At 22.7% G+C, this 20,506-nt stretch carries 29 protein-coding genes; 20 read left to right on the top strand and 9 right to left on the bottom strand.

Translation table 11 applies throughout. The annotated features are described in order from the left end of the window. Nucleotides 1-201: 201 nt before the first annotated feature. Both AJ887_RS02825 and AJ887_RS02820 read right to left on the bottom strand, forming a co-directional pair. On the bottom strand, nt 202-534 hold the full coding sequence (locus AJ887_RS02825; RefSeq protein WP_070273914.1) for a hypothetical protein: 333 nt from the start codon (nt 532-534) through the stop codon (nt 202-204). Nucleotides 535-537: 3 nt separating this feature from the next. Beyond that, nucleotides 538-1,164 carry a hypothetical protein gene (locus AJ887_RS02820; RefSeq protein ID WP_070273913.1) on the bottom strand — a complete coding sequence of 209 codons (627 nt, stop codon included), beginning with the start codon at nt 1,162-1,164 and terminating at the stop codon, nt 538-540. Nucleotides 1,165-1,345: 181 nt separating this feature from the next. Between AJ887_RS02820 and AJ887_RS02815 the strand changes: the two genes are divergently transcribed. The 20 genes from AJ887_RS02815 to AJ887_RS02715 all read left to right on the top strand — a co-directional run bounded on the left by AJ887_RS02815 (nt 1,346) and on the right by AJ887_RS02715 (nt 16,359). After that, nucleotides 1,346-1,762, top strand: coding sequence for a hypothetical protein (locus tag AJ887_RS02815; RefSeq protein ID WP_070273912.1), 417 nt, complete (start codon nt 1,346-1,348; stop codon nt 1,760-1,762). Then, nucleotides 1,756-2,091, top strand: coding sequence for a hypothetical protein (locus AJ887_RS02810; RefSeq protein ID WP_070273911.1), 336 nt, complete (start codon nt 1,756-1,758; stop codon nt 2,089-2,091). The genes AJ887_RS02815 and AJ887_RS02810 overlap by 7 nt, the downstream gene beginning before the upstream one ends. 523 nt (nt 2,092-2,614) lie before the next feature. Beyond that, the gene (locus AJ887_RS02800) at nt 2,615-3,364 is read left to right on the top strand and encodes a hypothetical protein (RefSeq protein WP_070273909.1); all 750 of its coding nucleotides are present in this window, start codon (nt 2,615-2,617) and stop codon (nt 3,362-3,364) included. A gap of 15 nt (nt 3,365-3,379) precedes the next feature. After that, nucleotides 3,380-3,658 (top strand): hypothetical protein, encoded by a 279-nt coding sequence (locus AJ887_RS02795; protein ID WP_070273908.1) that lies wholly within the window; start codon nt 3,380-3,382, stop codon nt 3,656-3,658. Nucleotides 3,659-3,677: 19 nt separating this feature from the next. Next, a complete protein-coding gene (locus AJ887_RS02790) occupies nt 3,678-4,298 on the top strand; it encodes a hypothetical protein (protein ID WP_070273907.1) in 621 nt (206 codons plus the stop codon). Continuing rightward, nucleotides 4,291-4,527, top strand: coding sequence for a hypothetical protein (locus tag AJ887_RS02785; RefSeq protein WP_070273906.1), 237 nt, complete (start codon nt 4,291-4,293; stop codon nt 4,525-4,527). Before AJ887_RS02790 ends, AJ887_RS02785 begins: the two co-directional genes overlap by 8 nt. Next, complete coding sequence (locus AJ887_RS02780; RefSeq protein WP_070273905.1) at nt 4,527-5,348, top strand: hypothetical protein; 822 nt, start codon at nt 4,527-4,529, stop codon at nt 5,346-5,348. The genes AJ887_RS02785 and AJ887_RS02780 overlap by 1 nt, the downstream gene beginning before the upstream one ends. After that, complete coding sequence (locus AJ887_RS02775) at nt 5,320-5,580, top strand: hypothetical protein (protein WP_070273904.1); 261 nt, start codon at nt 5,320-5,322, stop codon at nt 5,578-5,580. Before AJ887_RS02780 ends, AJ887_RS02775 begins: the two co-directional genes overlap by 29 nt. Beyond that, nucleotides 5,573-6,502 carry a hypothetical protein gene (locus tag AJ887_RS02770; RefSeq protein WP_070273903.1) on the top strand — a complete coding sequence of 310 codons (930 nt, stop codon included), beginning with the start codon at nt 5,573-5,575 and terminating at the stop codon, nt 6,500-6,502. Before AJ887_RS02775 ends, AJ887_RS02770 begins: the two co-directional genes overlap by 8 nt. Then, a complete protein-coding gene (locus AJ887_RS02765; protein WP_070273902.1) occupies nt 6,499-7,146 on the top strand; it encodes a hypothetical protein in 648 nt (215 codons plus the stop codon). Before AJ887_RS02770 ends, AJ887_RS02765 begins: the two co-directional genes overlap by 4 nt. A gap of 11 nt (nt 7,147-7,157) precedes the next feature. Next, nucleotides 7,158-7,391, top strand: a complete 234-nt coding sequence (locus tag AJ887_RS02760) for a hypothetical protein (protein WP_070273901.1) — start codon at nt 7,158-7,160, stop codon at nt 7,389-7,391. 10 nt (nt 7,392-7,401) lie between these two features. Then, entirely contained in the window at nt 7,402-8,514 is a 1,113-nt protein-coding gene (locus AJ887_RS02755) for a hypothetical protein (protein ID WP_070273900.1), read from the top strand. A 1-nt stretch (nt 8,515) separates the two neighbouring features. Then, nucleotides 8,516-9,322 carry a hypothetical protein gene (locus AJ887_RS02750; RefSeq protein ID WP_126231988.1) on the top strand — a complete coding sequence of 269 codons (807 nt, stop codon included), beginning with the start codon at nt 8,516-8,518 and terminating at the stop codon, nt 9,320-9,322. A 10-nt stretch (nt 9,323-9,332) separates the two neighbouring features. Beyond that, entirely contained in the window at nt 9,333-9,809 is a 477-nt protein-coding gene (locus AJ887_RS02745) for a hypothetical protein (RefSeq protein WP_070273898.1), read from the top strand. 8 nt (nt 9,810-9,817) lie between these two features. Next, nucleotides 9,818-10,390, top strand: a complete 573-nt coding sequence (locus tag AJ887_RS02740; RefSeq protein ID WP_079861687.1) for a hypothetical protein — start codon at nt 9,818-9,820, stop codon at nt 10,388-10,390. Continuing rightward, on the top strand, nt 10,387-10,938 hold the full coding sequence (locus AJ887_RS02735) for a transglycosylase SLT domain-containing protein (RefSeq protein ID WP_070273897.1): 552 nt from the start codon (nt 10,387-10,389) through the stop codon (nt 10,936-10,938). The genes AJ887_RS02740 and AJ887_RS02735 overlap by 4 nt, the downstream gene beginning before the upstream one ends. Nucleotides 10,939-11,000: 62 nt before the next feature. After that, nucleotides 11,001-13,376 carry an ATP-binding protein gene (locus AJ887_RS02730; protein WP_070273896.1) on the top strand — a complete coding sequence of 792 codons (2,376 nt, stop codon included), beginning with the start codon at nt 11,001-11,003 and terminating at the stop codon, nt 13,374-13,376. Beyond that, entirely contained in the window at nt 13,373-14,245 is an 873-nt protein-coding gene (locus tag AJ887_RS02725) for a hypothetical protein (RefSeq protein ID WP_070273895.1), read from the top strand. Before AJ887_RS02730 ends, AJ887_RS02725 begins: the two co-directional genes overlap by 4 nt. A 3-nt stretch (nt 14,246-14,248) precedes the next feature. Then, the gene (locus AJ887_RS02720; protein WP_070273894.1) at nt 14,249-14,539 is read left to right on the top strand and encodes a hypothetical protein; all 291 of its coding nucleotides are present in this window, start codon (nt 14,249-14,251) and stop codon (nt 14,537-14,539) included. Between the two features lie 2 nt (nt 14,540-14,541). Beyond that, nucleotides 14,542-16,359, top strand: coding sequence for a type IV secretory system conjugative DNA transfer family protein (locus AJ887_RS02715; protein ID WP_070273893.1), 1,818 nt, complete (start codon nt 14,542-14,544; stop codon nt 16,357-16,359). A gap of 62 nt (nt 16,360-16,421) precedes the next feature. Here AJ887_RS02715 and AJ887_RS02710 read toward each other — a convergent pair whose 3' ends face one another. From AJ887_RS02710 to AJ887_RS02680, 7 genes are all read right to left on the bottom strand, one after another. After that, on the bottom strand, nt 16,422-16,748 hold the full coding sequence (locus tag AJ887_RS02710; RefSeq protein WP_126221500.1) for a hypothetical protein: 327 nt from the start codon (nt 16,746-16,748) through the stop codon (nt 16,422-16,424). Between the two features lie 132 nt (nt 16,749-16,880). Next, nucleotides 16,881-17,156, bottom strand: a complete 276-nt coding sequence (locus AJ887_RS02705; RefSeq protein ID WP_070273891.1) for a hypothetical protein — start codon at nt 17,154-17,156, stop codon at nt 16,881-16,883. A 16-nt stretch (nt 17,157-17,172) separates the two neighbouring features. After that, nucleotides 17,173-17,835, bottom strand: coding sequence for an AAA family ATPase (locus tag AJ887_RS02700; protein ID WP_070273890.1), 663 nt, complete (start codon nt 17,833-17,835; stop codon nt 17,173-17,175). A 75-nt stretch (nt 17,836-17,910) separates the two neighbouring features. Then, nucleotides 17,911-18,414: a YopX family protein gene (locus AJ887_RS02695; protein WP_070273889.1), complete on the bottom strand. Its 504-nt coding sequence runs from the start codon at nt 18,412-18,414 to the stop codon at nt 17,911-17,913. Between the two features lie 120 nt (nt 18,415-18,534). Beyond that, a complete protein-coding gene (locus tag AJ887_RS02690; RefSeq protein WP_070273888.1) occupies nt 18,535-18,753 on the bottom strand; it encodes a hypothetical protein in 219 nt (72 codons plus the stop codon). Beyond that, nucleotides 18,750-19,229: a hypothetical protein gene (locus AJ887_RS02685; RefSeq protein ID WP_070273887.1), complete on the bottom strand. Its 480-nt coding sequence runs from the start codon at nt 19,227-19,229 to the stop codon at nt 18,750-18,752. The genes AJ887_RS02690 and AJ887_RS02685 overlap by 4 nt, the downstream gene beginning before the upstream one ends. A 31-nt stretch (nt 19,230-19,260) precedes the next feature. Then, nucleotides 19,261-19,503: a hypothetical protein gene (locus AJ887_RS02680; protein WP_070273886.1), complete on the bottom strand. Its 243-nt coding sequence runs from the start codon at nt 19,501-19,503 to the stop codon at nt 19,261-19,263. Nucleotides 19,504-20,506 lie beyond the last annotated feature (1,003 nt).

Below are 20,506 nucleotides of genomic sequence, written 5' to 3'. Positions count from 1 at the left end.
TAACCTTTAAAACTAAAAATTATATTATTATTGTAATATAATTTTATTAAAAAAATATAAAATTGAATATATAATTTATTATTTTGAAATAATATTTGCTTCATTATGTTCCTTATTTTTGCAAATCTATACACATTATTTTCTATAATTAAAAAATTATACTTTAATTATAAAATTATATTACAATAATAATATAATTTATTATTTTGAAATAATATTTGCTTCATTGCTTAATAATTCTTTTTTTTGATTTAATAAGAATTCAATTTTTTTATCGGTTATTAAGTTATTTTTCTCTAATTCTCTTAAAATTTTTAATTTCTTTTCTTTTTCTTTTTCATTTTTTGCAATTTTATCTATAATTGGTTTAATTTCTTCATTCCAAAATTTTTCAATATAAGAATTTTGATTTTTTACAAAATCATTAAGTTCTGTATAGGCTTCATTAAATCCACTTTTAGACATAGAACTCCAAACTCCAGCATAAGAATTAGAAATAAACAAAAATAAAAAAAATAAAATTATTTTTTTCATACTTTATCTTTTAGTAATAATATTTTTTGCTATATTAATTTTTTCTTTTGTTAATTCTTTTTCATTTGAAGAATTGAAAGCTTTTATAACATCATTAGGTTTAATTTCTTTTATTTTTGAATCATTTTCAATATTAGCAATATTTTCTATATTTGGATTTTCTTTTTTAAAATCTTTTATTTTATTCTCTAAAATTTGAGAAGTTAAATTTATAATTTTTTCATTTTCTAAATTCTTAGCTATTTTTTCAAAATTAACATTTTCTAAACCCTTTTCTTTTAAAACTTCTTTTTCTAAATTAGAATATTTATTTAATTCTTCTTTTAAGTGATTGGCTAAACTTTCTCTTGATAATTTTTCATTCTTCCAAAGTTCCGAAATTAAATTATCAGAATCTAAATTCATTTTTTTAATTTGCAACAAATCTGCTAAAAATGCAAAAAAGCCTTTTTCAACATAAGCGTCATTATCATTAATATCTATTCTATTTTGCTTTAAAATATAAGTTGCATTATCTGCTTTACTTTTATATTCTTTGAATCTAGATATTAAACCATTTGCAATTTTTTTCCCTTTTAAAATTGTTTCTTTATCTAAAATTTCTGGCTCTTTTGCATTAATTTCAATCATTGAATTTATCCTTATTTATTATTTTCTTGTGATTGTATTAAAAAAATAAATAAAAAAAATAAAAGTTTTCTTAAAGTGGGAAATTTTGTTCTAGTTTCAGAAATCTTTTATTTTTCAAATTTTGTTTTTTTGTAAAATTGCGGATAATATTTAAAAACAATTGAAAAATAAAGGATTTCAAATGAAGTATTTAAAAAATTTTAATACTAAAAATACTAAACAGATTATGTTTTTAATGGCACTTTTCTTTGCTATTCATTTAAATGCAGCTGATGAATTTGCAGAAGCTGCTGAAGCTATTGGAAGTGCAAGTGAAGGTGGAAAAACTATTTTAGGTGCTATTATGTCTTGGGGTTTTTCTGTGGTTTTGCCTCTCGTTGCTATGATAGTTGGTGTAGCTTTGGGATATAAATTTCAATCCAAAAAAGCAGAACAGGATCAATCAACTTTTAAATTATTTGTAATTTTAGCTGGTTGTGCAATAGCTGGATTTTTTGTATACGCGGTTATAGTAATGCTAATTTCTCGTGCATTATATGGAGATTTTAACGAACTAGCTAACAAAATATATGATTTTTGGAGAAGCGTTAAATGGTAAAAAAAGCAATTTTTATATCAATTGTATTGCTTACTACAAATTCTTTTGCTAAATGCTATTATGTCCCTTGCAATCAAAATGTTCAAAATGGTAAAGAGCAAACAAAAAATGATTTAAAAACTGCTTTTGATAAAGTAAATAATGAGTTAAAAATAGTGAAAGAAAAATATCAAGATCTCTTAACATCTATTGAAAAAAATAATAAAGAGCTTGATGAAAAAATTGCTTTAACTCGCGAAAAAAATCTTAAAAATAAAGAAATATTGTTTTTATTAAAACAAAATATTTCTTTACAATCTAACCAAATTTCAAAAGAAGGATTAGAATAATGGAAAAGCTTTTAAATATTAGAACTACAAAATTTCCTTACTTCTTTTGGAGTTTTAACAAATCACTAAAATGTAAAATTAATTTTAGTGATTTTATATATAAAAATTTAGAACTAAATAATCAATTTGCCTTTAAACCTTTTAATTTTTATCTTTTTTTAATTTTAAAATATGCACCTATATTTATTATTTTTTATTTTGTTTTTAATCAATATGATTTTTATTTTAATACCAGAAATATTATTGCCTATATACTATCTTTTATTTTACTTTTATCAATTAATTTTTTAGAAAATTTACTAAGAAAAGTATTAATTATTTTTTTATTTATAATTGGAATTTTAATATCTTTTTATATTAATGACTTTTTTTTAATGCCTTATACTTTTAAATATTTTATTTTATTTAGCATTTTTTTGCTTATTTACATTGATTTTAAATACAGAATTTTTTCAATTTATAATAAAGAAAATAAAATAATTTCTCATTTTATGATAATGAAAAATCAAATCAAGGATATTTAATGACAAATTTTAAAAAAATATGTTTTTTTACATTGCTTTTGCAAAGTTTTGCATTTTCTAAGGATGAACTAGAACCAAAAAATTTTATTGCACCTACTCCAAACGAGTTACAAACTCAAAATAAGTCCGATGGATATGATGATTTAAAAGCGAATGAATTTTATTTAAATTTAAATCCTAAAGAAATTGATTCTATACAGAAAAAAGATCAAGAAATTAAAGAAGCTTTTGATAGATTTTCACAAAAAGAAATAAACTATAAACCTGTAATTAGACCTTTATCGAGCATGGATAGTATTAGTTTACACCCTTATTTTACTTTTACTCTTTTATTGCCACAAGGTAGTATAGTTAGCCATGTAGATTCTAGCTCTCCTATGGCAGTTTTAAAATATGAAAATAATGCAATTTTAATTCGCCCTAATGCAGATTTTAAAATAGCTAATTTAACTATTCTTTATAAATTAAAAGATGTTAATCACATTTTAAATATTTTAGCAACTTTTTATGAAAAAAATGAAGAAATGGATAAATTAAATCTTATTTATTCTTATTCCAATTTAGAAAAATTAGATGATTTAGAGGTTATTCAGGCTTATATTAAAGAATATAATTCTCTTCCAAAAAGAAAATATTCCTATATACAAATTAATGATATTTCTTATCGGATTGTAGAAGATGAAAAATATGGAAATATATTTATTCAAGGAAAAAAATATAGAGTAGATAATAACACTATATATAAATAGACAAGGAATATATATATGCAAAATGAAAGATTAAATTTTTTAGAAAATGAAATTATGGAGTTAAAAATGAAAAATGAAATTATGGAGTTAAAAATAAAAAAAACAAATGAAGAATATGAACAATTAAAAGCTTGCATTCTAGTAATTTGCAATCATGTTCAAAATTTAGAAGAAAAAAATAAAGGAATTTTAGAAAATTTTAAATTTTATAAAAACAAAACAATATTTGAAGAAATAAAAGAACATGGAATTATTAGAAATAATCAATTCCATTTTACATTAAATGAAGATTGAAATTTGAAAGGAAATAAAAATGAAAAAAATTAACATAGATAATATTAAAAATTACTATGAAAAAAATAAAACAAAATCAATAATAACTATTATTGGTATATTTTTCGTTTTATTATTTATTTTTTTAATAGTTACTAATCCAAATAAAAAAACCAATGAATTTGAAGCTAAAAGCATTGAAACACCTACTCAAGCACAAAATGTAGAAAAAAATTCAACTTATGAATTTAAAGAACCTGCTAAAGAAATTCAAAATCAAAACCCACCCAAACTAAATAACCCTTTTGTCCTTGAAGACAAAAAAGATTTAAATATTACAAATAAAAATGTTTCTAAAAAAGAAGAAGAAATTCCTGACATCTCAGATATTTCTTTTGAAGCAATGAAACAAGAAGAAGCTATTAAAAAAATTAGCAAAACTCAAAAACCTAAAGATATGGTTGTTTATTTAAAAGAAATTCAAAAAGATATTACCTTATTAGACAAAACTTTTAAATATGATCTAAAAGAATATCAAATTGGAGATAAATTTTTAGACTGGTATTTAATTGAAGATATTAATAATAACTTCATTCGCTTTAGAGATGAAAATTTGGATTATAGCTATAATCTAAGATTTTTAGGAGATAAAAATGAATAATGAAATTGCAACTGCAATGGTTTTAACAAATTTAGCTTTAGAATTAAACAATGCTATAAGAAAAGTTCAAAAGTTGCAAAAAGAAATAGATGCTATTTATGATGTAATTAATGAACATAATCTCGGATTTGATTTTTTAGAAATTGCTAAAAAACAAAATTTTAACTCAATACTAAGTTACGATAAAACTTTATTATTAAATCAAACAAATATTAAAAGGACTTTATAATGAAAATATCAAATATAAAAAAATCTTTTTTAGCTTTTAGCTTTTTAATTTTATCTTCAACTTCTTACGCTTTTTATGAACCAAATGATAAAAATTTTAAAGATGGCTTTGAAGCTGGTTTAGAAGCTTTAAAATTTCAAGCTCAAATTGATGGTTTTTCTTATAAGAAAATTGAAATCAATAAACCTTATTTAATTGTTTATAATATTGAAAACATTCCATTAAATGAAGCACTATTTTTACAAGTAATTTCATCACGAGAAGGATATGAAAGTCATTTAACAAAAGAATTTATTACTTTTGGAGAATTTGAAAGAGAAATAGATGCTAGAGAAAAAATTAAATCTTTAATTTCAAAATTTAAACTTAATGCAAAAGATTTTAAAATTCAAAAAAATATAAAAGAAATTATTACTTATCCTTATCTTTATAAAAGATTTTATGAAAAATTACTTGATGAAGCTAAAGCATCAGGTGTTATTATTGAAACGAAAATTATTGAAAAAATTCCTATTAAACAAATTAAAAGTTCTAATAAGCCAAAAAGCATTCCTAAAAAATCATACGAAATTTTTACTCTTAATAATACCAAAGCTATGTCTTATTATAGCTTAGGAGGCAGTGAAAAAGATAGTAAAAATTATATAGAAAAAGGGTTTGTTAAAAGTGGAAAAGAATATGAAATTGAAAAAAATATTACAACAAATTCAGGTGAAAAATTTGTAAAAATTGTAGGTGAAAATATTTATTTTTCTATAAAAGATATTACTATTAAAAATAAAAAGGCTAAAAATGAAAAAAATAATTGTTGTAATATGTAATTTATTTTGTGCTTATTCTTTTATAGCTTGCAGTTCAAAGGTTCAAACAAATGATATTCCAAATGATAAAAAATACTTTTTACCAAGTGAAACATCAAACAAAGAAGTAAAAATTGATCCGCAAATTTTAGAAGACTTTAATTTAGCATTAAAGGATTTTTTTAATTATAAAGAAAAAAAGGAAAATGAACAAAATATTTATAAAACAGGCATGAGGTATTTTAATGATTAAAAAAAATTATATTTTATTGTTTTTATTGCCATTAAGTCTTTTTGCTTCAAAAGAATCACAAAGCATTATACAAAGTGCAAGCGAAGGAAGAAAAGTTATTACAGAAAAATCTTTAGACCCTATAAATATTAATAAAAATAGCAATAAAAAATATTATAGTGAAACTATATTAAATTGGAATCGTTATTTTCAAGCTCAAAATCCAAGAGGCGTAGAAATTATTGGCAAAACTGGAGAAAACATTTTAGTCGCAAATATTAAAGAAGAAAATCTAGTTAAAGATACCAATATAACTAACCCTGAAGAATTAGCCGTTGTTAAAGGCTATTGCTTTATAAAAGATGAAATTAATGTTGGAAAACAACCAGCAAGCCTTCGTCTTGATTGTCAAACAAATGTTGGCTCAATAGTAATGTTTGGAAATTTAATCAATTTGAATGAAAAAGCTTCTTTGGTAGTTGATCCAAAATATATAGAAAAAAACGGAGTAAGATTTGAAGTAAAAAGCTCTATTGTAACAAATGAAAAAAAGACTTCATACAATATAGCTACTTTTGTTAATGATAGAATGTTAGCAAAAGTTGGATATGGAGCTTTAAGTCTTGGAAGTGATGAAGTTAAAAATTCAACTAATGAATATTTAAGAGCTTTAGAAGAAAGCAAGAAAAAACAAAACATCAGTTATGTAAATATTTCTGATGGGCAAGGAAATGTTTATCCGCAAGCTATTCAAAATACAAATACTGAAAAACCAGATCCTTTGGACTATTTAATTAAAGGAGCTGTTAATGTAACTGCAAGTGCTGTTAAAGCTTTTGCTGACATAGCAAAAGAAGACTTACCTTATTTGTATCAAATTGTTCCAAAAACAAAAATATGGATTGATTTAAAAGTAAATAAAAAAGGAGAATATGTAAAATGAAATCAAATCATAAATTAAAAATTTGTCTATTTATTTTATTTGGAATTTCAAATAGCCTTTATGCTCAAAATACTAGCACAGAAGATTTTTTCTATCAAAGAGGCTATGAAAATGGTTTTAGCAGTGGTTATGAGCAAGGAGTTAAAGAAGCATTTTTAGCGGCTAAGGATATGTTGAAAAATTATCAAAACGAACTGAAAGCTTATGAAATCGGAAAATATCTTATAAAAAATCAAAATCTTACCTATCCGCAAGTTTGGCAAGAAATTGATGATAATGGTTTAGTGAAACTTAGAGTTTTACCTTCAAAAATTGAAAAAGAAATTAATATAGATGAACTTTTTGCTAAATACGCTTCTATTCCGCAAATAAAACCTAATATTAATCAAAATTTAGAATTAAATATAAATGAAAAAAATAGTGTTCAATTATCTTATAGAGATTCTAATATAAATAAAATGCCACAAAAAGTATCACAACTTGCAAATAAAAAAACTTTATCAGTTGAAAAAAACTCAAGAAATTTAGATATTTTGAAAAAAGCTAATGTTGTTTTTTCTGACGAAGGAACATCTTATCAAGTTTTATTTTTTACAAATACAGAAAAACAAAATTTTTGTGAAGAATTTCAAATTTGTAAATAAAGCGATATGAAATGAAAACAATTAAATTATTATTAAAAATATTTTTTGTTTTAAGTGTTTTTTTTATTGTTTTAATTGGTTGGGCTTATTTTGAATTAAAAGATAATTTTACAGCTTTTGAACAAATACAAAAAAATGTAATGGCTATGAATAATACAGAAATGGTAGAAAAATACAATACTACAGATAAAGAAAAAGTTATTCGCTATTTAATACTTGACTATTTAGAAAAAAATAAAAAATAAAGGAGATAAAATGAAAAAATATTTTTTAGTTTTTAGCTTATTAGCAATAATAAATCTTAATGCCGTTTCATTAGATGATGTAGTTGATAATGTTCTTGGGAAACTTGATAAAAAATTTGATAATATTTTTTCAAATTCTTTATCTCTCTCTGAAACTTGTTTTGATACAAAAATTGATTTTGATACAGATTTTGATATTTGTAAAATTGCTAGTGCAATTGATAAGTTAAAAATAGACTCTTGTTCTTTAATAGGCGGAGAAGGCGGAAAACAAATTGGTTTAAGTGGAGCTAATGCTTTTTGTAATGCAAAAGTTAAAAAATTTTCTGATTATGCTTCAAAACAAGTTAGTGATTTTGCAGAGTATGCGAGTTTAAATGCTGATGATGAAACTAAACAATTTTTGTCTAAACTACCTAATGGACAAGATATGAAAACTTATTTACGAACATGGGATATAAATTCAATAACAAATAAAAATTCTCCAGAAAATCAAGTTTTAGAATATTTAAAACAAGGAAATCAAGAAGTAGTAAATTTATTTATGGATTATGCAAAAAGTAATGGTGCTAAAACTGATCCATCTGAAATTAAAATTGAAGATTTGCAAGCTCCTGCAAATTTAGAAGAATATAAAAAAGGAATTAGTGAAAGCGTTAAAAATTATAAAAAAATATTAAAAGATACTAGTCCAAGTGATATAAGTTCTCTCGTTAGAAGTAAAATTCAAAATGGAAAAGACAATGAAAACAATGAAGATTTAGCTAAAAATCTAGTTCAACAAAACAAAAAACAATTCGACCTTGCAAAAAATATTGAAATAGGACAAGCTTTATCAGCTAGAAAATATGAAAAGATAGCTATTCCTACTCAAGAATATGTTAATGGTATCAGAAGAGATTTAAGACCAGAAATGATTGCCAAAATTAGAAAGCAACAAGCAATTGAAATTGAAACTATATCTCAAATTGAAGAAAAATGGCAAAAAAAATATGAAATCGCAAAGCTTTTAGCAGACAAAGAAGTAATTTTAGCACAAAAATTTGATGAACAAGGTGCAAAAGCTGAAATTGATAAAATCATTCAAGATGCAAATTCGGATAATTCAAATAAAGAAGAGTAAAATGACAATGGAAAACAATAAAGAAAAAAATAATCATTCAAAAAAAGAAATAAGAAAAGAAGAAAATCTTAATTTTAAATGCGAACAATTTTTTGGAAAAAATTGGAAGTATGTAGGTTTATTTATAGGTTTATCGTTACTTATAGTCGCTTATGAAGTTTCAAATATAAGCTCAAGAATGGAAAAACTTGAAAAAGTTGTCGAAGATAATAATGGAAAAGTAGTTCTAACAACTAGTGATGGGAGAGCCTTAAAGGTTACGAAAGAGCCTTTAAGAGCAGAATATTTAAAACAATATGCAATTTCAGTCTATGTAAATAACTTCATTGTTTCAAAATCTCAACTTACTAATAATTTTGAAAAAAATAGTTTTAAAAATTATGGTGAAGTTTTAAAAGGCGTTCCTACCCTTAGAAATATTTTTTATTATTATATTGATTCAAAAGCAGATGATGCAAAAAATATAAAAGTTAATAAAAAAGCTTTAGGCGATTTAATCGCTTATACACAATGGCTTATTTCAGCGGTTGCAGAAGATAAACTTCCAGAATATATTTCAATAAAAGATTATTCTTTGGATAAATATGAATACAATGGAAACAAATATAAGATTGAATTATCTATTAAAGTTATTGCACAAAGTTGGATTATAAGCCAAGGAGCTTATACTCAACAACAAGGAATATTTAAAATTGTTAGTGAAGGAAGTTTTGATTTAAGTAAATCTAATGATATTAATCCTTATGGTTTAAGAATAGAAAGTTTAAAAATTTATCCACTTATAAAATCAAATTCTTCAAATATTTAAAGGAGATAAAATGAATGATGAAATGACTTTAAAAAATAAAGAATTAAGCGACAAACTAGTTCATCTAGTTTTAACTTTACAAAAAGAAGTTAAGGAATTAAGAGAAGATACAGTGGTTAATGCACAGCATTTATCAATATTAAAAAGCAATTCAACGAAAACGATGAATACTTTAAATAATGAAATGATTAATCACATTAATGAAACTAGCGAGATCATCGAAGAAGTAATCGAACAAAGTGAAGAAAATTCTGGTAATAATTATACAAATTTTCTAAAATCTTTATTACAAGAAGATTTTGCTAAAAAACAACACGAAATAATTGAAGAATTAAGAAGAGAGTTGGGAGGCAAAACAAAACCAGTTTATTCTAATGTTAAACAAAATTCTATAATAGTCAATTTATCGTTTTTAATGTCTATGTTATCTTTTGGACTTTTATTGTTTATATGTTTTAAATTTAATATTTTTGCTCAACTTTTTTAGGATATATTGTGAAAAAAAAGCTAGAACAACTTAAAAATAGGACTCAAAAACTTAAGCAAGAAATAAGAGGTATTTATAATGTAAGTTTTAATAATAAAAATTCAACTCTTATAAATACAGATTTAGAACTCATAGAAAATGCTGTTATAGATTATATAATTCATTATATTAAGGGTTTTCATAATATAAAAAGAGATAAAGGCAAAGGTGCAAAACACATTAAATTTCATTTAGAAAAGGGAAGTGAAGGAGAAATTACCCTAGATGAACTTTTAAATTTAGGTAATTCTATAAGAGAATATTTAAAAGTATTCAAAGAGCCTTTTGATGATGGTAGAGGTGGAAAAGTATATGAGTGGCAAAATAATAATGGAGTGCGTTTTAGAATTGCAACAGATAAAATCAAAGGGGAGGGTCTCATCCCGCCACTATCCCCCTCTGATGAAGCAATTATAACCTTTTATTCTGATAGAAATCTTAATAAAGCAATGGAATTTAAAAATCCTAAGGTTAAAGAATATTATGAAAACAAAAATGAAAATAAAAATATTGTAAATCAAATTAAAAAGATAAAAAAATGAAAATAATAATTTTAATGTTTTTAACTTTTAGTTTATCTTTTTGCAATATTAATTCAAAAGAAATAGCAAACGCTTTAAAATATAATGCTTTAAAATATAATATTGATAAAAAAATACTTTATACTATAGCAAAGATTGAAAGTAATTTTAATACAAATGTTATAGCATTTGTAAGTGATAAAAAAGTTAATATCATAGGAAAAAATATTAAAATTAAAAATCTTAATTATAAAAATAAATATTTAATCCAAATTAATTCTGATATTAATACTTTAAAAAAAATAGCCATATTCTTTATACAAAAAGGTTATAAAATAGATGTTGGCTTAATGCAAATTAATTCTCAAAATTTTACCTTACAGGAATTAGACTATATTTTTAATCTTGATTACAATATCTCTAAAGCCGTTGATATTTTGTATCAATGCAAAAACAAATTTAAAAATGTAAAAAATACCATTGAATGCTATAACAAAGGGAATAAATTGGGAAAAAACTATGATTATTATAAAAGATTTTTAAGTCATTATCTTAAAGATTTTGGCTAAATATTATCTTAAATATAATAAAAAATTATATTTAAGATAATATTTATTAATAAGGAAATTTCATGAATATTACATTATTAGCTTTAAGTGGATTAGCATTAGCTGGAACTTATTTTGGATTTAAAAAGAAAGATCCAAATACAAATATAAGCTCTTGCTTTTTTGATAAATTAGCAACACCATTATATACTTTATTTAACGAATATCACAGTAATTCTTTATTGTTAATTGACTCTATTAAAGAAAATTCTATTTTATGCAATACTCCTTATTCCGAACTTTTCGGAATTGAAATCTCTTCTTATTCAACTTTACCAAATTATATAAATTCCAATGAAATTGATTCTTTAATTTCAAATTTGAAAGAAAATAACGATGCTTTTTTTTATTATGTTTTGCAAAAACAAGAAAAATTTCAAAAACAATATATTCTATCATACAACAAAACTTTAATAAAAATTCTAGCTTCATATTTTGGCGTTAATTTATTAAGTGGAGTTGAATTATGCAATATTATTTATAATCAATATTTGCAAAATAATTTTTATGAAGAAGATAAAAAACTTAAAACAGCATTAACTATACAAAAAAACACGGAGTTAAGCGAACCTGAATTTATGATTTTTAAAAGATTAGCAAAACAAGCTATAAGAAAAAATTATAATGATATTGAAATTTTTCAAGGTTTTAGACACTTAGACATAAATCAAGCTAGTATAGAAAAAATATTTAAATTAAATTTTGAAGGATCTATTTGGTTTTATTTTGATATTTCAACTTTGCAAATTGAAAAACATATTGATAAATTAATCAATTATTCTAAATTGCTAGGAGATAAAAAACCTTTTGTAGAATTAAAAAAATCTTATGAAAACAAAGAATATAATTTAGTTGTTGTTAACGCAATAGCTTATTTAAAAAAGTATGATAGTGAAATTATAGGCTCTTTAGGAAGTTATTTAAAAACTTCATTTATTTCCAAAGAATCGTATAAAAGTTCTCATCTTCAAAAAACACCTTTAAAATTTAGAGATAGTGAATTTGATTTTATTGTTAAAGATAGCTTTTTGCATAATTTTATAGCTTCTACTCACAAAAAACAAACTAATACGCCTGATATTTACGGAATTGATAAAAATGGAGCTTTTGTTAATTTTGCTTTTCAAGAAGAAAACTTCAACCCGCACTCTTGTATTATTGCTAAATCAGGTGCAGGAAAATCTGTGGCTAAACAAAAAATTATCTCTCAAATGATAGGTTTAAATTTTGAAAATGGAAAATGTTCCAATTTGGGAAAAAATGGAGTTAATGTAAGAATTAGAAGTTATGATATAGGCTTTTCTGATGAAAAATTAATTAGATTAATAAAGCTAAATCCTGATAATAATATAGCACATATCGCTTCAAATTTTTATGACTTTTCTTACAATCTAGTTGGCTTTATCGATTTTGAAAATAAAGAATTATTCGAAGCTGATTTAACATTTAATACAGATTTGGTTTCTATTATTCTAGAAACGCAAAATTCAGAACCATTAACAAGCAATGAAAGTGGAAATTTTAAATCAATTATAAGAAAAATATATCATACAAAACAATATCAAAGATATAGAGTTAGAGACTTAAAGGATAAAAATAAAGAAGTTTATGAAAAATTAATTAATTTAAATTATTTGGAATCTACTTTTTTGCAAGATATTAAAGAAAAAGAATTTAATTTTCTAAAAACTCCTTTACTAATAGATGTAATTAAATTTGCAAATAAAGAAGGACAAAATCAACAAATTAAAGAAAATGAGAGACAAGATTATTTAAATTTAGCTAGAAAATTAGATGGTATAGATAAATTAGAAATTTTTTCTGATTTTGATAAAATTGATATTAGTGATGTTGATTTTTTATCCATGGATTTAAATAATTTTAAAGAAAGTTCTTTATTCACTCCAATATTTTTATCTATATTCCAAAAAACTTATTTAAAAGATAGAGAGTATGCACTATCAAGAAAAAACCAAGGATTAGACTTTCCTAAAATTTTTTATGCTATAGAAGAAGCTAGAAATTATTTTAGAGTAAATTATTTTACAACTATGTTTGAAAAGATAGCGTTTGAATCTAGAAAATACGGCGTTCATTTATGTTTTATCGTTCAAGATGCTGATCATATTCCAAAAAGAATATTAAAAAATTTAGATACAAGAATTTTTATGCTATCTCCTTTGAAAAAATTAGAAGCAATTAATGAAGCTAAAGAAAATTTTGATATTCCAAAAAATGTAGAAATAGCATTAACAAATACAGAAGAACATGAAATGTGCTTTTGGTATTCAAAAGGAATTTTCCACATGAAATTTGATATTCCAGAAAATGAAATGAAAATTTTTACAACAAATCCTGATGATATTAAAAAAGAAAACGAACAGGAAGATAAGAAATGATAGTATCTATTTTTTTTATTATATTAGCTTTTATATTTTATAAAAAGTCAAAAACAGATATTTTAAATCAATTTATCTATGAAAATTTTTCTTATGTAATTGGTTTGGTTTCATTTATATGTTTTACATTTTTTATTGCTGATGATTCAAAACCTGAAAAAAGTTTATACTATTTAATTTTAATACCATTTTTAATTTTAATGCTTAAATATATTAAAAAAAGAATTAAAGTTAAAGGACTTGATATTATAGCAAACCAGCAGAGATATTTTGATGAGGTTAACTCTAAAATGATTGATGAATTTTATAAAAATAGAAGAATAATAAAAAGAGATAGAATTGAAGTATCAGTCAATGAAAATTCAAAAAAACTAATGAAAAACGGTTATATAGTTCCTGAATTTTTTATAAATTATAAAAATATGGAATTAACAAAAATTGAAAATTTAAATGAAATTGAGAATTATAAAATTCATAATATTATTTTCAAAAAAGCACAAAATTTTATTAAACAACAAGAAATTAATATTAATTATGAAAATAAATTAAAAGAAAATAATAATTGTTTGGAATTCTTTCTATTAGATTTATGGGAAAATTATACTTCAAGATTTAATATAGGAGTAGCAAATTTAGATATTTTAGCTAAAAATGAAAAAGAAATTGAATTTTTAGGAGCTGTTGATCTAGTTCATTTAAATTGTATCAAAAGAAAAGGTGCTGTAATTTATTATAAGTATTTAGAACATAAAAATAGAATTAAGGAATATTTAAAAGGAGAGCATAATGATAATCCTACAAATGATAAAATTTTCGATGAAAGCTATGCTTTAGAAAATGACAGCGATAAGACAATATACAAAGGTTAAAAAATGATTATTAGATTTTTTATTATTTTATATATTCTAAGTCAAACACTTAACGCTTGTGTTTGTTCATCACAAATTAATTCTTCTTATAATGATTATAAAAATTATATTATCACAAGATTATCAAAACAAGAAGAAGTATTAAAAATATTACAAAAAAGTATCGAAACAAACAAAAACACAATAATAACTCAGATTAATATAATTGAAAAAAACAATAAAATTTTAAGTAATGATTTATTAGAAATAAATAGAAAAATATTTGAATTTAAAAAACAAAATGAAATGAGGTAAAAATGGAATATATTGACGCTCGAGTTCAGCATATAAAACCACAAAGAATGAATATATTGGAATATTTGAGAAAAAATAATGATTTTATTTTATTTTTAAATAGCTTAGTTTATTTAAATATAATATTTTTAATAATTATGTCTTTTTATAAAAATAATTCTAATATTCTTGTTTTTGTTATTATCGTTTCCATTTTAACAGCTTTTATTGCAGTAAATTTATCAATGTGCGAAGAAGAAAAAGATGAAAAAGAAGCTATTATACCAAATGAAAAAAATAAAGATTATCTTATTTCTTTAGGAACTGAAGTAAAAAAATTTTATGGCGATGCTGTTAAAAGCGGAAAAAAGAAAAATAATAAAATTCGTCCTTTATTAATTAATGCCGAAACAATGAAAAGACACTTTTTGGTTATGGCTACTATTGGTGCAGGAAAATCGGTTTTGATGAAAGGGCTTATAGAACAATATGTGAAACTAGGTGGCGGATGTTTTATAATAGATGGAAAAGGAACGGTTGAATTTGCAAAAGAAATTTATGGACTTGTAGCAAGTTTGGGTAGAGAAGATGATTTTGTTCATTTAAATTTATTAGACATGGATAATACTCATACTATTAATCCGTTATTAAGTGGAGGAGCTTTAGCTATATACGAAATTTTAATAGCTTTACTAATTGGCGAAGAGAATGAATGGAAAGAAAAACAAAAAGAATTTATGAAAAATGTTTTAAAACTTATGGTTTATAAAAGAGATAATGAAAAAGATTTTATTTTTGATTTTTCAGCTTTAACAAATATGATGAGTTTAGCTAGCTTACTAAAATACGCTATAGAATATAAAGATTTAGCAAAAAACAATATAGGTTTAATGGATTATGTGAAATATGTTTCAACAACAATTGAAGTTGATATTAATGATTTTTTAAATGGTGATAAAAACGATAAAAACTGGATAGATGAAATGTATAAAAAAATTAATCCACAAAACTCGGGACAAGGAGTTTATGATGTAAGCGTTTGTGTTGGAGCATGGAGAAATGTTTTAACAAATTTAAGTTCTGATTATGGAAAAATTTTTAATGCTCCAAATCCTGATATTTCTTTATGGGAAGCAACTCAAAGAAACAAAATCATTTTTGTAACTTTACCAACTATGGACTCTGATACCACTCCTAAAGAACTTGGAAGATTGTTTTTAGGATTAATTAAAGGCGTTGCAGCTCAAAAAGCAAAATTTGCAAAAGAACCAAAAATTCCATTTGCATTTTTTGGTGATGAATTTGGCTCTTACGCTATAGAAGGTTTTGGAAGACTAGAATCTAAATCTCGTTCTCTAGGTATTTCAATTATGCCAATATTTCAATCATTAGCACAAATTGATGTTATAGCAAAAGCTGAATATGAAAAAAAAGAAATTATAGATGTAACAGGAGTGCATATTATTATGAAAACTCTTCATCCAGAAACCACAGAGTTTTATCAAAAAATGGTAGATAAGATTAAAGTTATGAAAAGAAAATTTACAAAAAGAAGAGAATTTGCTAAAGGGGAAGGAAGCATAGAAGATTCTTATGACTTTGAAGAAAAACCTGCTTTCGAACATAATGAAGTTGCAAACATGAATAACGGTGAGATGATGGTATTTGCGAATGGAAAATTACACAGAGCTATAGCCCAAGCGGAAAGCTCTTTACTTACTTTAGGAAAAAAAGTTACTTACGAGGGAATGAGCGACAAAAAAATTCCATTAACTCAATATATAAATAAAAGACAATTTATTAAAGAAGCTTATAGAATTTTAAAAGAACTAAAAGTTTAATTATGAAAATAAGAAATAGTAACTTTAGAATAATTTCCTACATTCTAAAGTTACTATGATATTCACAAATCTATATCATTTTTATTTTTTAATTCTTCATTTTCTTTTTCAAATTCTTTTATATATTTAACCACAGTTAGATAATTCAAATTAGTATCATCACATAAAGTTTTAATATCTATTTTTCCATTTGAATAATATTTTTCTTTAAATAATGAATTAAGAGCATTAAAAACAATTCTTTTATTTTTACTAGCTCTATTTTTATTAAAAATTTTTAATCTTTTAATTCTTTTATCTTCAAATTCTATTTTATTTTCTTTTTCAATTGAAATTAATTGAAAATCAATTTTAAAAATACTTTGTGCCTTGCATTTATAGCATGTCAAAATTATCTCATTATTACAATTTAAATCTATTAAAATATGATTAGTTTGTTTAGCTGCTTTTATTGATTTAAGTTTATTTTGAAATAAGCAATTTTGACAAGTCCATATAATCTTATACATTTATCTTTTTTTTCAAAAACCTTTTTTAGTAAGCCAGTCATCTAAAGCTAAATTAATAACATAATTTTGGGACTCAACTCTGCTTCCTTTCTCGGAAATATATTTAATTAATCTCTTATATAAATTATATTCCATTATTATTAATTTACTCTTTTTTAATTTAGCTTCATAACTAGTTTCACCTCTAGCTTCTTCAATAAATTTTCTTTCTAATTTATCGTTTAAATCTTTTTCTTTCTTTTCTTTTTCAACAAAATCAATTTTTTTAAATGGATTTGTTTTTGACATTTTAATCTCCTTATAATTAATTTTTACAATATTCTAAAATTTCACTATAAAAAGTTTCTATTTCTTCTTTAGCTTTATTTTTTTCTTTTAATTCTATAACACTCAAACCATCATAAACTGCATTTCTATAACTTTCTCTTTCAAAAATTATAGTTTCTGCTATTTTAACATTATCAGGAATATCTTTCTCATTTAAATATTCTTTTAAATTTTTAATTTTTTCTTTCAAAAATGGATTTGGAGAAGCTCTATTAATAAAAATTAAAACTTTTAATTTATCGTTAATAACACTTGCTTCTTTAATGATCTCAAGCATTTTATTTAAAACAGCTAAATCATAACCACTCGCAATAGTTGGAATTAAAATTAAATCACTTACTACAAAAGCTTGACGCATTTCTTTACTATCACGCCCTCCAGTATCAATAATAATACTATCATATTTTTCTTTTAATTTAATAACCTCTTGACTTAAAGAACTACCTATTTTTGACATAGAACTAAAAGGCAACTCCAAGTCATTATTGACCCTATAATCAATAAATGTTTCAACACTTCTTTGTGGATCAGCATCAACTAACATTAAATCTATACCTTCAAAAGCCAATTTAAAAGCCAAATTAGTTGCAATAGTTGTTTTTCCACTTCCACCTTTTTCATTTGCAATAGAAATAATCATTTTGTTTTCTCCTTACTTTAAGTTTTATATTATATAGTATTATATAGTATTATATTATATTATATTATAAAATTTTTACTCCTTAACTTCTAATAAATCCGCATTTTCATGTATATTACCTATGATTTCGATATTTGCAATATCTTTCATAAAGCATTGAAGTTCTTTATTTTTCAATATTCTAAAACCAAGAAAATTATCAATTCCTATACAACCTATGCTTACTTTTTTAGGTAATTTTTTAATCATACCTTTATCCAGAAGCTCATGTTTAAATATATAAACATATTTAATAATATCCCCTTCATAAATCTTTTTTCCATTTTTATCATAAAGTCCTGTAAATAATTCTATCTCATAATTACATGATGTAAAGTCTTTAACTTTACAATATTCATCATAGTCTCCACCGTAATAATTGCTTTCGCAACTATGTTCTATAGTAAGAACATAGTTTTCATCATCAACATTTCCTGTAACTGCAATATACTCATTATTGTTTATATTATCATTGTATATTTTCTGTTTTAAATATTTTTTACCATCCCAAATCCTAAAATCAAAATCTTTTAATTTCACTGTTTCTCCTTTGTATAATTATTTATTTATCCATAGAACTAAAAACCAAAATAACATAAATTGTCCCAAAAACTTTTGGCTTAATTGTTAATGTTCCATAATTCATTTTAATTCTCCGATTTATAATTTATGAAATTGCGTGAAATAAATACCAGTAGCTTTTAAATCTTTTTTTATTTGATTAGAAATAAGATGATAAACAACTTCAAAATCTGTTTTTTTCCAAAAATATCTACTATAATCTACTAAACAACTGCCTGTTATAATTTTATCCTCTTTATTTGCCTTATAACTACAAAAATAATAAGCCTTGACTTTAAATAAATCTAATATTTTCATTTTAGTAACTCCTGATTATAAAAATACTCATACTCTTCTTTACAAAAAGAGCCGAAAAATAAAAAGCATAAATAGTTTAATTCTTTAATCTTGTTTTGCTTTAAAAGTTCAAAAAATTTCTCTTTGCTTAATTCTTCTTCTTTTTCGCCACCTTGCGTAAAATAAGGAATGATTTCTATATCGTGTTTAATAAAAAAATCAGGCATTACAAATTCTCTTTTTTCAAAATCAATCTTAATGCTTTGTTCTGTTAATCCTTTAAACAATAGCGTTTCTTTAAACAAGTCCATTGTTTTAAAAATATCAATGTTTTTGTATTCTTGAAAGTGCTTCTTTGGCAAAAAAACTCTAAGACTTATCATCTCAGTTTCATTTTTTTGATTGAGATCGCACCCAAACAAAAACCTAATTCCGACATTATATTTTTTAAAATATTCTTCTTTACTCATTGTTTGAAATTTTTCATAATCAAGCATTATTGTTCTCACCTTATTTTTTATGCAATTTTCATTGTTTTTCTTTTTTTATTATTTTTATCAATTTTTCTATTAATGTAAACAACCCGATACAAATAAGAGGACTGATCGTAGTTGTTAAAAATAAAATAATAAAAAGTGAGTAAAAATCACTATCAATGACCGCACTTAGCATTAAAGCAACGAAACAAGAACCTATACAAAAAAATAACACATAAGACAGATATTTCTCCGCATAAGACAGAAATTCCCTAACTTTTCTTTTGTCATTCATTTTTTCTCCTTTTATTCCAAAGATAATTAATATTATATTATATTATATTATATTATATTATATTATATTATATTATATTATATTATATTATATTATATTATATAGTATTATATAGTATTATATATAAAAATAAACTTAAATAAAAAATTATAATTGAATTATAACAAAATGCAAGATTTAAGCAAACATTAATTAAAAAAATTATAATTGAACTATAATTTTAAGGAAAAAAATAAACTTAAGCCAAAAAATCACCAAACCTTAAATTAAAAAATATTTAAGTTTAAACACACAAAACGCTATTTTACCATACTTTAATAAAATTAAGATATTTATAAGATTAAGTTTTATATAAGCAAAAAATTAACTTGAGCTTAAAAAAAATTAACTTGAGCTTAATTTTTTTTCTTTCAAACTATGGAAAAATCTAATTCTTAAGCTTAATTTTATTTCTATATCTTATAATAAAAGTTTCAATCTTTTTTTTCTTTAAACCTTAAACTAAAAAATAAATTTCATCTTTTGAAATAAAATCAAATAAATAAAAATCAAAACTTTAATCAAAGAATAAATAAGCTTAAATGACAAAAAACAATTAAAACAAATACTTTTTTATTAATGAAACAAAAAAGCTTTTAAAACGCAAATTTGAAAGTTTTTATTTTTTTAAGCTTTCGATTAAAGCTTAATCAATTATAAAAATAAACTTAAATAAAAAATTATAATTGAATTATAACAAAATGCAAGATTTAAGCAAAAATTAATTAAAAAAATTTAGCTGAAAAAAAATAAAGAAAAATAATATTTAAGTTTCTTTTAATTTAAAAATATATTTTCTAGATTAAGAGAGAATATAAATATTAAAATAAACTTAACTTATAAGCTTAAAAAAATATAAAGATAAAATATAGCATTATTTTATTAAATGTATATTGCAAAGTAATATAGTTACTCCGCTTCGCTTCCCTTATTTCTCATAATCTCATTAATAAAGCGATGGGAT

This window comes from Campylobacter sp. BCW_6466, assembly GCF_001762835.1.
GTDB classification, from domain to species: domain Bacteria; phylum Campylobacterota; class Campylobacteria; order Campylobacterales; family Campylobacteraceae; genus Campylobacter_D; species Campylobacter_D jejuni.
This window is presented reverse-complemented; position numbering and strand designations above follow the sequence as displayed.